Raw genomic sequence first — 13,567 nt, 5'->3', positions numbered from 1 at the left:
ATTAAATATTGACATGGTAGGCTCATGAAAGTATATTTCAAGACGAGGAAGTTACAGAAGCAATGCTCTGGGAATCGAGAGATGATTAAAATCTTTGGTCAGAAAATGAGTAGTAAGATACAGCAACGTCTCATGGAATTGCATGCTGCTGATTCGCTTTCAGATATTTCTCATCTACCACCTGTACGCTGTCATGAATTGGAAAATCGGGGAGGTGTCTTTTCGATTGATCTGGAATACCCCAATCGCTTGCTCATTATTCCTGTAAATGATCCTATTCCCTTGAAAGAAGAGGGTGGTATCAATCATCAGTATGTCACTGAGATCGAAGTGATTGCCATAGAAGATACCCATGACAAGAAGAACCAACGGAGGGGCTCCAAATGAGCACACTAAAAAAGGCTAAACGTATGTATGAATATTCTCCGGATTATGCAGTTCCTCCAGGACAAACCTTGCGTGAGGTGATTGAAAACCTTTCCATGACGCAAAAAGACCTTGCCTTGAGAACTGGACTGACTGAGCAAACAATTGTACGTATCATCAAAGGTATTCAGGCCATAACGTTTGAAACGGCGAACAAGTTGGAAATGGTGACAGGCGTTCCTGCCCGGATGTGGAACAATCTGGAGATGCAGTACCGGGAGCAATTAAGTAGAATAAAGCAAGCCAAGGAGCTTGAACAGGGAATTGATTGGTTGCAGGACATCCCCACCTCTGAACTAATATCGCGTGGGGTAATTCATAGTGAAATCAATAAGGCAGGCTTAGTTCAAGAGACCTTGAAGTTTTATGGCGTCTCCAGTGTTGAAGCTTGGCACGGCGTTTGGTGTGATCCGAAAGTAGCTGCCAGGCGATCTGATTGTTTTGAGACCCAGAGTGGTTCTGCCTCTGCCTGGATTCGTTTAGGCGAGTTGCAATCTCAAAAAATTGCCTGCTTGCCATTCAATGAAGAACATTTCAAGAATGCAATACAGGGTATCCGCACCCTGACAATAAAAAGCCCGGATGTTTTTATTGATGAGATGCGTAAGGTATGTGCGGACTCTGGGGTAGCGCTGGCATTGGTTCGTGAGCTCAAGAAGGTTCCCTGGAATGGCGCCTCAAAATGGCTTTCCCCGAACAAGGCCATGATCTTGCTGAATTTGCGAGGAAAGGGTGAGGATATCTTCTGGTTTTCATTTTTCCATGAGGTCTATCATATTCTTCATGGGAGCAAAAAAGAACTCTATATTGCTGAAAAAAATAGTATTGATGGAGAAGAACAGGAAGCTGATAGTTTTGCTGCCGATATCTTGATTCCAGAAAAATACAATGTGCAGATTGCCGGATTTACTTCAAAGCAAGAAATACTTGATTTGGCAAAGAGTCTTGCTATCAGTCCCGGTATCGTAGCGGGACGGTTTCGGCATCTGACAGGAAAGTGGACGTACTTCCAAGACCTAACGAAAATATTTGATTGGACAGAAGGATAGTAAAGTAATGCAAGGCTGTTTCTTTACTGTGCAAGGGCAATAAGAGATCCAAGGTAATCTGTTTTATATCCTGGGCTCGCTATAGAATATTCCCTTCTCTATCCCGAAGCATATACAATTATTTCGTAAAGTTTATTAAAGACAAATGGCTTTAATGATTTTTAAATAGGTATAGTTTTTAAGGGCGTATCATGCAATTCGTCTTTGTTTCTTTTTAAGAGATAATCGTTTCTCACATAAAGGGCTACTCCTATTATTGATGCATTTCCATCCAATTGAGAACAAACAACATTATTCTCATCAGAGAATAATGTTGACTTTGATTTGTTGAGTTTTTCCACCATTTTTGGGAAAGAAGATTTAAGATTATATCCTCCAATAACAATTATATCAGGATCTAATACCAAAATGGTGAGTTGCATTGCAAAAACAAGATCATCGATATAATCATTTGCTACATCCAATGCAACGGGATCCCTTTCTTTTACCAAATCCCAAAAAGCTTCTCTTGTTTCCAATGTACGGCCTGTTTTCTCTTTGTATCCTTTTAGAAAGGAAGTATCATCCAAATATTCGGTTAAACACCCTCTCTGTCCACAAGAACACATTCTGCCATTTCTTTTCACAATTATATGACCTATTTCACCTGCCATATACTTGGTCCCTCTGTATAAGGAATCGTTAATAACAATGCCAGCACCAAATCCACCCATTATGGAGAAGTAAACAACATTATGATAATTTCTTGCTGCTCCTAATTTCCATTCCCCATAGCAACCTGCATTGGCCTCGTTCTCAAAATGAATAGGGACGTTTAAAAAGTAGTTATATTTCATTAAACTTTCATTTCGTATGTGAATTTTCGGGGCAATAACCAAATCATGGGACTCTTCGTTGATAATACCAGGAACAGAAATGCCTACGCCAATAAGTTTTTTTATCTGTATATTGTTATTCAAAAGAATATCTTTCATATTCTCGAATAATTGGTTCATCAATTTTTCTACACTAACATAGTTATCAGTTGATAGAATTTGTTCGACTACAGGGTTCAATCCAAAATCAAAAAGTGTTACAGCTAAAGTATCGACGCGAAAATCGATTCCAAAAACGTAACAGCTTGTATTGTTCAGACCTACAATTACAGGTTTTCTCCCTCCTGTAGATTCTCCGTGATTTTGCACCAACAGTCTCTCTTTGACTAAATGGTTTACATTTGTAACGACGGTCGGAAGGCTGATTGATAGTTTATTAGCTATATCTACTTGGCTTAATGGGCCACATGCATTGATTAACTGAATTATTTTATATTGTATTGTTTTCATTTTCTATTGTTAAGAAACATAATAAAACGAAATGAGTAAATCAATCAATATGTTTATTTGTAAACTTTTTATTTTTATTATTTATAAATATAGTTTAATAATTATATAAATTATTTAAATATAACATATTAAATAATAAATAAATATATAATAAACTATAAAAATAAAAATACTTGACAAAGTAAAATTGGGGGTGTAATAACATACTATGTAAATTGTATTTAGTAAGTTATGGAAGTTTTAAAAAGAGGGTAATGTGGTGGCTGAGTATATTCTTGAAATGAATAACATTAGCAAAATCTTTCCAGGTGTAAAGGCTTTGGATGATGTTAGTTTCAAATTGAAACCAGGGAGCGTGCATGCTCTTATGGGAGAAAATGGTGCAGGAAAGTCTACCTTAATGAAGATTCTTGTCGGTAAGTATGTTCCTGATAGAGGAGAAATTATCTATCAAGGAAGAAAAATCCAAAATTATTTTCCTGGAGAAGCAATTAGTATGGGAATTACTATGGTGTATCAGGAATTGTCTTATGTACCCCAACTATCAATCGCTGAAAATATGTTTTTAGGAAGAGAGCTTGTTCATAAGTTTGTGATAAACAAGAAAGAGATGGAGTTGGCAACAGAAAAATATTTAAGCAAAGTAGGAGTTCACTTGGATCCAAATTTATGTATGAAAGATTTGAGTGTGTCTGAACGGCAAATGGTAGAAATTGCAAAGTGTGTGTCTTGCAATGCAAAGGTTGTTGTTCTTGATGAACCTACTTCAGCAATAACAGATAACGAAGTTAGAGAACTCTTCAATGCAATTGGAACACTCAAAGCTCGTGGCGTAAGTGTCATTTATATTACTCATAAAATGGATGAAGTCCAAGAAATATCGGATGAAGTAACTGTATTGAGAGATGGTAAGCTTATCCATGTTTTTGAAACAAGTGAAATCCAAAAAGATATCATTATTAAGTGTATGGTGGGCCATGAGCTAAACCAGATGTTTCCTATTAGAAAAGCGGACATAGGCCAAGAAATCCTTCAAGTAAAAGACCTCTGTCGAGAGGGGAAATTCCAACATATTAATTTTTCTCTTAGAAAAGGAGAAATACTTGGTTTTTCCGGCCTAATGGGTGCGGGAAGAACTGAAATAATGAGGGCAATTTATGGTCTTGATAAATTTGATAGTGGTGAGATTTTTCTAGACGGAAAGAGGACAGAGATAAAAAGTCCTAGTGATGCTATCAGAAATAAGATTGGATTAGTTAATGAAGACAGAAAAGGGATGGGACTTGTATTGACTTTGTCAATTAAGAAAAATCTGACGTTATCCAATTTGGATAAATATTTCCATAGTATGGTCATCAATACAAAAAGAGAAAATCAGTTGGCGGAAAAAATGATTGATGCATTGAAAATCAAGACACCGAGTATGGACCAACTTACTATTAATTTAAGTGGAGGGAATCAGCAGAAAATAGTGTTGGGAAGATTACTATTGGATGAATCTGAAATACTTATAATGGATGAACCGACTCGAGGGATAGACATTGGAGCAAAAGCAGAAATTTATAAATTAATTTGTGATTTAGCAGAACATGGAAAGTCAATTATTTTAGTTTCATCTGAAATGCCTGAGTTGATTGGACTTGCCGACAGAATCATTGTGTTGCATGAGGGGAGGATTACGGGGGAACTTGAAAGAAAAGAGTTTTCTCAAGAAAAAATCATGGAACTAGCAATTGCCTAAATAGTAATGGGAATAAACAAAAATGAATAAGTATAAAAAAACTCAAAGTCTTAAAATTATAATAGCAAGGTATGGTATTTGGCTTGCTTTGCTTGCATTGATAATAATTTTGTCAATTGCTTCCCCTGTTTTTTTTACGGTCAAAAATTTTCTGAATGTTTTCAGGCAGATATCAATTACTTCAGTTTTGGCTATTGGCGTTACCTTTGTAATTCTTACAGGTGGAATTGATTTGTCATTAGGCTCGATTGTTGCAATTGCTGGTGTTTCAGCCGCCAGTTTTGCACATCCGGGAAAATTTCCGTTGATTGTTTCTATAAGTGCAGGTATTGGAATAGGTATTGTATTTGGGCTGTTTATTGGTGTCTTGGTATCAAAAGGTAAAGTGGCGTCTTTTATCGTTACGTTAGGTGTTACAACTATCGCCCGTGGTATGGCCCTTTTGATTGCTAAGGGAAGACCTGTCTCAAATCTTGCTGAAAACTTTAATTTTATTGGGAATGGAACTGTATTGTTTGTCCCAATTCCAATAATTATCGCCATAGTGGTATTGCTGTTGTCTGCCTTTTTGCTAAATAAAACAAAATTTGGAAGGTATGTGTATGCTATCGGGGGAAACATTGATGCTGCTTATGCATCTGGCATAAATGTTGATTCTATATTGCTTCTTGTATATGTGATTTGCAGCGGTTGTGCAGGATTGGCCGGAGTTATGCAGGCAGCGCGGATTCAAGTAGGACAACCAAGTATTGGCTCTGGCTATGAGCTGACAGCAATAGCAGCAGTGGTGATAGGAGGAACAAGTCTTGCAGGAGGAATCGGCACAATTTATGGAACAATAGTTGGATCATTGATAATGGGCTTTATTAGCAATGGTTTGGACTTGTTGAATGTATCCTCTTATTATCAGCAGATTATCCAGGGTTTGATAATTATTGGCGCTGTATTGTTGGATGTTACTACTAAAGGAAACAGACAAGCTTGATTTTCTCTATTAAGAAATGACCATACAAAAAAGGGTATAGGGGTTAACTAATTCAAAAACTAGTTGATGTATTAAAAAAGACATGAAATATTTTATGTCCAAGCAAGGTAAAGAAAAGGAGTTAAAATGAAAAAGAGAGTTTTCCTGATTGGTGTTATGTTGATGACATTAATGTTTGCGCCATCAATTTTTGCTCAGGGTAATACGGAAGCTTCTTCTGGTAAGAAGCAATTAGTATTTGGTTTTTCGCACAGTAATCTCTCCAATGAATTTATGGTGACTCTCCAAAAAGGGATTACCGATAAGTGCAAAGAATTAGGTATAAAAGTAATTTGCAATAATCCTGAGATGGATGCCAATAAACAGATGTCAGAAGTGGAATCTTTTATTGCGCAGGGGGTTGATTTGATCATTATAGATCCTGTTGATACTGATGCCAGTGGCCCTGCAATTGACAAGGCTCGGGCTGCAGGAATTCCAATTGTTTCCGTGAATTCTGTTACCACTAATCCTTCTGATGCTTTTATTGGTTCTGCCGATGAGGAAGCTTCGCAAATTGCTATCAATTATCTTGCAAAAAGACTTAACGGGAAAGGGAATATTGCCATGATTCATGGAAATCCAGGTCAATCTGCAGAGGTTAAACGGAGTAGTGGCGCCTATGAGATGTTGAAAAAATATCCGGATTTGAAATTGATTACTGAAGAAACTGCTAATTGGTCGAGGGAAAAGGCAATGTCTTTAACTGAAGATTGGATTCAGAAATACGGCAATAGTTTAAATGCGATTTTCGCGCAGAATGATGAAATGGCCATGGGATGTGTGCAGGCTGCGGAAAATGAGGGTATCAAAGACAAATTGATAATTATCGGTGTCGATGCCATTCCTGATGCTTTGCAAGCAATAAAAGAAGGCAGAGATGATGCAACGGTGTTCCAAGATGCTTACGGGCAGGGTCAAGAAGTTGTTGAAATTGCATATGAACTTATAAACGGTAAAAAAGTATCCAAAGAAACTTTTATCCCATTCCAACTTGTTACAAAAGATAATGTGGATAAGTTCATAAGCAAGTAATTTCCGGTGTTTACTATCCCTTTCTGTATGATCTTATATGTTTGTAAATCTATTGTATGAGGTGTAATGATGAAGAAGAAAGCATTAATTGTATGGGGTGGTTGGATGGGCCACGATCCTGACCAGGTTGCAAATGCCTATAAGGATATCCTTGAAGATGAAAACTTTGAAGTTGAAGTATCTAATACTCTTGATTCTTTTAAAGATGAAGAGAAGTTGATGAATCTTAGCTTGATCATTCCATGTTGGAGTCATGGTGTGATAACAAAGGAACAGCATGAACCTGTAATAAAAGCTGTGGCAAGTGGTGTTGGCCTTGTTGGGTGTCATGGTGGTATGTGTGATTCTTTCCATGATTGCATGGATTGGCTATTGATGACTGGGGGGCAATGGGTTTCGCATCCCAGTGGACAGCATGTGAAGTACAAAGTCCATTATGTTGATCACGAAAGTTATATCACAGAAGATCAGGATGATTTCTGGACAACTTCGGAGCAGTACTATCTTCTTGTTGATCCCTCTGTTCATGTATTGGCGACTACAAGGATGCCGATAGGAAAAGGCCCATTTGTTCCCAGCGACAAGGTTGAAGTGGATTCTGAATCGACATATGGGACATGGAACTTCAATGAAAAGGTTTTTGATGACACACAGATTGCCAAAGGGCCACATATAGGAAACGGAATTTTTGATATGCCGGTAATGTGGGCGAAGTATTTTGGAAGAGGAAGGGTATTCTATAATTCTCTTGGACATTCAATTGGGAACTTTATGGAGAAGCCAAATCTTGAAGTAACAAGAAAAGCTTTGCTTTGGGCTGCAAAATAATGAATAAGGGAAAAGATATGAGAAAAGTTAAAGTTGGTGTTATTGGTTGTGGCGTAATAAGTGATATTTATCTCACAAACAGCAAGAAGTATAACGTACTAGAAGTTATTGCTGTTTGTGATGTCATGAAGGAAAAGGCAGATGCTCAGGCAAGAAAATACAATATTCCTAAGGTCTATTATAATGTAGATAATATGCTTGAGGATAAAGAAATCGAGGTAGTTCTTAATATTACGGTTCCTCAGGCTCATTATGAGATTTCCAAGAAGGCTTTACTGGCGGGAAAGCATGTTTTTTCAGAAAAGTCACTTGCAATAACTATTGAGGAAGGAAAAGAGCTTGTTGCATTGGCTGATAAGAAAGGACTAAGGATAGGATGTGCCCCTGACACTTTCTTGGGGGGAAGACTTCAAACTTTCCGTAAACTTATTGATGATGGTTGGATTGGAAAACCAATTGCCGCTACTGCTTTTATGGCTTGTCATGGACATGAGTGCTGGCATCCTGGTCCACAGTTTTACTATAAAACGGGAGCTGGCCCAATGTTTGATATGGGACCTTATTATGTAACGGCGTTGCTCTCTCTCCTTGGTCCTGCAACTAGGGTTTCTGGGGAAGTACAGAAGACCTTCGAGCAAAGAAGAATTACTAGCCAACCCTGTTTTGGAGAGCTTATTGATGTTGAAATACCGACACATATAGCGGGAACAATCAATTTTGCTTGTGGCGCGATTGGTACTATTATTACTAGTTTTGATGTTTGGGATTCCCACCTTCCAAGATTTGAGATTTATGGAACAGAAGGAACACTTTCCATGGCTGAAGCTGATCCGCTTGCCGGTCCCAATGATTTTGAAGGCCAAATTCTGTTTAGGAGATATAACGAATCGGATTGGAATGGTTTCCCGACACAAATTCCACGGAGTAATGGCACTGAATGGAGATCTATCTCTTCGCTGTTTGGCTATAATGAAAATAGTCGGGCTTTAGGTCTTGCTGATATGTGTGCTGCAATTCAAACTGGACGGAAGCACAGGGCGCATGGGACCATGGCTCTTCATTCACTTGAGATTATGCAGGGAATTCACCTTGCTGCGGCAGAAGGAAAATATCATAATATGGAAACGACTTGTGATCGTCCTGAACCGCTTCAAATGAGTACTCCTGAATATGCATTTGAGAAATAGTCTTGTTTCTTGATATTTCTTGAGATGTAACGTTGAAGTGGGACAAGTTTTGTCCCACTTCTGTCATATAAAAGATCTTTGTATAGGTAAGTTGTATGTATCTATGTATTAAAAACTTTTTCATGGAGCTGAAGAGTTAATTTTTTTATACTGATTGGGGTAATAAGGAACATAAGAGGACAATTGTAAACAGAAGTAAATGATTGGGTTTGCATAGAAGAAACATGTGATGAAAGTATTTTTTTCTTCTAATGCTTAGGAAATATAATGATAGAAACAATACTGGCTATTGTTGTCGATTAGGACAAGAGAAAAAGAATAACATGTCCTAATAGTTTTTTATAAGCCAGAAACTCGAAAAAATGCATATTAGTTATTCACCAAAAAATTTTTTTACGCACGACAAAGAATTTTATACTACCTTTTTCCCACTAATGGGTATGTTAATACTTCAGAATATGGTTTCCTACAGTGTTAATCTTGCGGATAATATCATGCTTGGCAGTTACAGTCAATTTGCCTTGTCAGGTGCGGCAATAGTAAACCAAATTCAGTTTCTTTTGCAACAAGTTACCCTTGGGATAGGCGAAGGACTTGTCGTATTGGCATCGCAATATTGGGGGGAAAAAAAACTTGAACCGATTAACGAACTAATAGGTATTGCTTTATATGTTGGAATATTTATAGGAACTATCTTGTTTTTTTTTGTTTCTTTTATGCCTAAAAGAGTTTTGTCGATATTTTCTGATGATCCCGATATTCTTGAAACAGGAAGTGTCTATATTTCGTTAATAAAATATACTTATATATTGTTTATTATTACAAATATTCTCGAAGCATCATTAAGGAGCGTCGAAACAGTAAAAATAGCATTCAAAATTTCAATAATATCTCTTGTTGTTAATGTAATAATAAATTATATCTTGATTTTTGGTAGCTTTGGAGCACCAGAACTGGGTATCAAAGGTGCTGCCATCGGTACCTTGATAGCAAGGTGTCTGGAATTTGCAATCATTGTCTATTATGTAGTTTTTGTTGATGGTAAATTGCATTTGAGGATTAGTCAGATCCTAAAACCGCGCTTTACTCTCGTAAAAGATTTTTTTAGGATAAGTCTTCCTGTTGTAGCAACTCAATTCTTTTTTGGATTGTCAGTCGGATTACAGGCTGCAATACTTGGCCATCTTTCTGCTGATGCTATCGCTGCCAATAGTGCTGCTTCTACTTTGTTTCAGTATTTTAAGTTAATGGCAATTGGAGCCTCTTCTGCATCTTCGGTATTGATAGCAAAGAGCGTAGGGAGTGGAAAGATAGAAAAAATAAAAGAATATAGTAGAACTTTTCAGATTATTTACATTCTAATCGGAGTGCTTATTAGTGCTCTTCTTCTGGTTGTTAGAATCCCTTTTCTTAGCCTTTATTCTCTAACGCCAGATGCAAGGATTTTGGCAAACCAGATTATAATTATCCTAAGCTTTACATGTGTAGGGACAGCATATCAGATGCCAACATTGACAGGAATTGTTCGTGGAGGGGGCGATACTAAGTTTGTTCTTAAGAATGATCTTATTTGTATATGGTTGATTATGTATCCAATTTCGTTTCTTGTTGCCTTTTATTGGAAGTTACCTATATATATAGTGGTCATTTTTTTGAACTCTGACCAGGTATTCAAATGTATTCCTGCCAGTATAAAAGTAAATAAATACAATTGGATTAATAAATTAACGAAATAGATATACGGAACTGTAGATTCATGAACAGGACTCAGCGGAAAAGACAGTGCAGAAGTGGAAGGTATCCGTAAATTCGGCCTTCATTTTATAGTAAAAATCTTTTTTTCTTACTGGGTACAAAGGTTGACAACAACAGTAAGTTTGCTATTTGCATCAGGACGAAGGGAGTTCGTCTCGAGTTTGGAAGAGAAGGGGCCCCATAGATTATATTTTTATATATTTGATACTATTTTAGCTTTTTGTGTCCTCTGAGCAGGGTTTTCTTGGAGGGTTTAGTCAGTTGCCATGCTTCATGAAGTATGGTGAGCTTCTAGGTCAAGACAATTTTTAATAGAATTTTAGGTGGACTGCAAGATTACGTGCGGAAATTAAAATGCACAGGTTATGAAAAGAAAACAAAGAATCCTACTGACTTCTATTTTAGACTGGTTGTGCCTTTTTTTGTTGCATATTTGAGTCGAATGTAGAATAATGAGGATATTCGACTCAATATTGATTGGTAAATAGTGAATTTACTGGATAGTGTTCAGCTTTGAGTCGAAAAAAGAGAGGATTATGATGGAATGCATTTGGAATGTTCCCCGGTGGCCCTATGTAATCTATGATGAACGGCAAGTTGGTCCATTATTTGAACAATATCAATATGCAAAAGGTTCTGTAGATGCTTTGTTTTCTGTCCTTGATCGAGCAACCCAACAGAGAATTCATGCAGAAACCCTCGCTTGGGAAACTGTCAAAAGTAGTGAGATCGAAGGTGAACGAATTGCTTATGATTCAGTTCTTTCTTCTGTTGCCAAACATCTCGATATTGCCATGGAAATCAAGGCGAAGGATGATGCGTATGCAAAAAATGTTTCCCAGATAATCTTGGATGCAATTCTCAATACCAAAGATCCCATGAGCTTGGAACGATTGTTTGGATGGCATCGTCTTTTATTCAAGGCCTCTTCTCCTGCTTTTACTCCAAAGCAAATAGGTTCTTTCAGAACTGAAGCGGTGTATATCATGCAAGGAATGCAATTTGGTGATGGAGAGCCTGTTTTTGAAGGAGTACCTGAGAATCGGATTGAAGAGAACATAGAGTATCTGATTTCTTATGTGAATGGAGACAATGAGCAGAGACCACTTGTAAAGAGTGCTGTTGTATCCTTGTTGTTTGTTGCAATTCATCCGTTTTCCGATGGAAATGGCAGGTTGTCCAGAGCTCTTTCTGATTATGTCCTTGCCCGGGGAGAGTCCCGGACCCTCAAGAGTTTCAGCATCTCAAAAGCGATTATGCAAAAGCGAAAAGAATATTATGAGCAACTTCGCTTATGTACCGGTCAAGATACAAGCCTGGACATTACTTCTTGGATAATCTGGTATCTGCATCTGGGGATAGAAGGACTTGAAACTGCTAAAAAGACATTTCATACTGCCATTTATTTGGGGAATCTGGTCAGATCGCTTGATCCGATGTTGTTCAATTCTCGGCAAATCATGATGCTGGTTCGTTTGGTTGATGGTACTTTCTTTGGCAAACTCACCAAGGAAAAATGGATGAAGCTGACAGGATGTGCATCGCCAACAGCAGTCCGTGATATCAATGATCTTCTGGAACAGGGATTCCTGGTCAGGTCGGTTGAAGGAGGGAGGAGTACCTCCTATATGCTTTCAGAACAGCTTGAGAAACGCCTTGGACAAACAACAAGGATGTAATATGTTTCTTTCAATCAGCGTACGGTAATAAGGACTTTCTGATACGTCTCTTGGTCATTTAATCATGCCTCTGAATTGGTATTGCATTACGACCAGTCTGTATTTCTGGGTATTGGGAATATTTCCCAGGAAAAGAAAACGGTCATCTCATGAAAAAGTACCTGAATATTGGTATGCGATCATCTTTTATTTCTATCGGGAATGGGTACCTTCACCAAGGATTTGATCTCTTGCAAAGGTGAGGATGGAGATCAAGGTTTTTCATTGTCAGTAGCTTCTGGTCTTAGAAATGTGTCATAGTTTTTGGGGTTCAGTGTCCTGACTGACGCCTCAGGGTATCTGTTGGTAAAAGCTTTTGTTACCCGTCCCTGTTTCTTGGCGTTCCACGTGAACTCGAATGCGGACACTTTATTCATATTTGTTTCCAGATAATCAACTTCCATTTGATCTCGAGTTCTCCAAAAATACGATTCAGTACTGTTTTCAATATAGATATTGGCTTTTATCCGTTCTGAAACAAGATAATTCTCCCACAAGGCTCCGATATCCTTACGATTCGGCAATGGCGTAAAGTCCTTGAGTATTGCGTTTCGGATGCCATTGTCCCAAAAATAATACTTGCAGCCCTTTCTGAGTTCATTGCGTTGATTGGTTGAATAGGATGACAAAGGGAATATGATGAAGGCTTGTTGTAAGATCATAAGATAGGATTCCACTAAAGTTCTTGAGACGGAGAGTAGGGAGGCTAACTCAGTGCTGGAAACTTCGCTGCCACATTGATATGCCAATGCTTTGAGAAGCTGAGTGAGAATCTGCGGTTTCCTTATACCGTCATATTGGAGGAGGTCGCGATATAGATAGCTTTCTGCCAACAAGGTGAGGTGTTCTTCTTTCTGCTCGGGCTTGGCGACGATTTCCGGGTAGGACCCGAAAACTAAGCGGATTTCCAAAGCCTTGAGTTCTTCACTATAACCAAAGTGATTTGATAACTCACCATAGGACATTGGAAAAAGTCGGTATGCATATTTTCTTCCGGTAAGGGGTTCCTGAGTCTGCTCAGCAATGGAGAAGGAACTGGAACCTGTGACGAGAACCTGAATTTCTGGTCTGGCGTCGACAAGTAGCTTAATGCTTTTTCCCAGATTTTTAATCTTTTGCCCTTCATCAATGAACACAGTTTTCTTGGTTCCCAAAATCTGGTCCCAGCGGCTCATCGTGACCGTTTCAAAGAGAGCGGCATCCATGTCATCATCCCCTGTAAGGATGATAGGATCCAAACCTTGTTTCGTGATGAGGTGTTTCATGAGGGTTGACTTCCCACATTGGCGTGGTCCATAGAGCATAATCGCTTTTCCCTTGAAAAGACGGGAGGCAATTTGGGATTCTAAATATCTTTCTATATAATCCATATAAAGAGTGTATGGCGATTTTGTAAAAAAGTAAATAAAATGATTTTATAAATACAAAATAACTGGTTAAATTGTTTTTATAAACACATAATTACAGTTTATTTTAATG

At 38.0% G+C, this 13,567-nt stretch carries 11 protein-coding genes; 9 read left to right on the top strand and 2 right to left on the bottom strand.

From position 1 onward, the window contains the following. The first annotated feature begins 105 nt into the window (after positions 1-105). Entirely contained in the window at positions 106-387 is a 282-nt protein-coding gene (locus ACHZBG_RS12090; RefSeq protein ID WP_320129712.1) for a hypothetical protein, read from the top strand. Further along, positions 384-1,475 (top strand): helix-turn-helix domain-containing protein, encoded by a 1,092-nt coding sequence (locus tag ACHZBG_RS12085; RefSeq protein WP_320129711.1) that lies wholly within the window; start codon positions 384-386, stop codon positions 1,473-1,475. Before ACHZBG_RS12090 ends, ACHZBG_RS12085 begins: the two co-directional genes overlap by 4 nt. A gap of 161 nt (positions 1,476-1,636) precedes the next feature. On the opposite strand, the gene ACHZBG_RS12080 is transcribed toward ACHZBG_RS12085, so the two are convergent. Next, positions 1,637-2,800 (bottom strand): ROK family transcriptional regulator, encoded by a 1,164-nt coding sequence (locus tag ACHZBG_RS12080; protein ID WP_320129710.1) that lies wholly within the window; start codon positions 2,798-2,800, stop codon positions 1,637-1,639. A 259-nt stretch (positions 2,801-3,059) separates the two neighbouring features. On the opposite strand from ACHZBG_RS12080, the gene ACHZBG_RS12075 reads away from it, so the two are divergent. From ACHZBG_RS12075 to ACHZBG_RS12045, 7 genes are all read left to right on the top strand, one after another. After that, positions 3,060-4,541 carry a sugar ABC transporter ATP-binding protein gene (locus tag ACHZBG_RS12075; RefSeq protein ID WP_320129709.1) on the top strand — a complete coding sequence of 494 codons (1,482 nt, stop codon included), beginning with the start codon at positions 3,060-3,062 and terminating at the stop codon, positions 4,539-4,541. Between the two features lie 22 nt (positions 4,542-4,563). Next, a complete protein-coding gene (locus ACHZBG_RS12070; protein WP_320129708.1) occupies positions 4,564-5,526 on the top strand; it encodes an ABC transporter permease in 963 nt (320 codons plus the stop codon). 126 nt (positions 5,527-5,652) lie between these two features. Continuing rightward, positions 5,653-6,600, top strand: a complete 948-nt coding sequence (locus ACHZBG_RS12065; RefSeq protein WP_320129707.1) for a sugar ABC transporter substrate-binding protein — start codon at positions 5,653-5,655, stop codon at positions 6,598-6,600. A gap of 66 nt (positions 6,601-6,666) precedes the next feature. Beyond that, on the top strand, positions 6,667-7,428 hold the full coding sequence (locus ACHZBG_RS12060) for a ThuA domain-containing protein (protein ID WP_320129706.1): 762 nt from the start codon (positions 6,667-6,669) through the stop codon (positions 7,426-7,428). A gap of 17 nt (positions 7,429-7,445) precedes the next feature. Then, positions 7,446-8,615, top strand: coding sequence for a Gfo/Idh/MocA family oxidoreductase (locus ACHZBG_RS12055; protein WP_320129705.1), 1,170 nt, complete (start codon positions 7,446-7,448; stop codon positions 8,613-8,615). 434 nt (positions 8,616-9,049) lie between these two features. Continuing rightward, positions 9,050-10,351 (top strand): MATE family efflux transporter, encoded by a 1,302-nt coding sequence (locus ACHZBG_RS12050; RefSeq protein WP_320129704.1) that lies wholly within the window; start codon positions 9,050-9,052, stop codon positions 10,349-10,351. Between the two features lie 555 nt (positions 10,352-10,906). Further along, complete coding sequence (locus ACHZBG_RS12045) at positions 10,907-12,049, top strand: DUF4172 domain-containing protein (RefSeq protein ID WP_320129703.1); 1,143 nt, start codon at positions 10,907-10,909, stop codon at positions 12,047-12,049. 251 nt (positions 12,050-12,300) lie between these two features. Here ACHZBG_RS12045 and ACHZBG_RS12040 read toward each other — a convergent pair whose 3' ends face one another. Beyond that, on the bottom strand, positions 12,301-13,458 hold the full coding sequence (locus ACHZBG_RS12040) for an ATP-binding protein (protein ID WP_320129702.1): 1,158 nt from the start codon (positions 13,456-13,458) through the stop codon (positions 12,301-12,303). Positions 13,459-13,567: the final 109 nt, after the last annotated feature.

Source organism: uncultured Sphaerochaeta sp. (assembly GCF_963676625.2).
In the GTDB taxonomy this organism is placed as follows: Bacteria; Spirochaetota; Spirochaetia; order Sphaerochaetales; family Sphaerochaetaceae; genus Sphaerochaeta.
The sequence above is the reverse complement of the archived record's forward strand: the minus strand, read 5'-3'. Positions and strand labels throughout refer to the sequence as shown.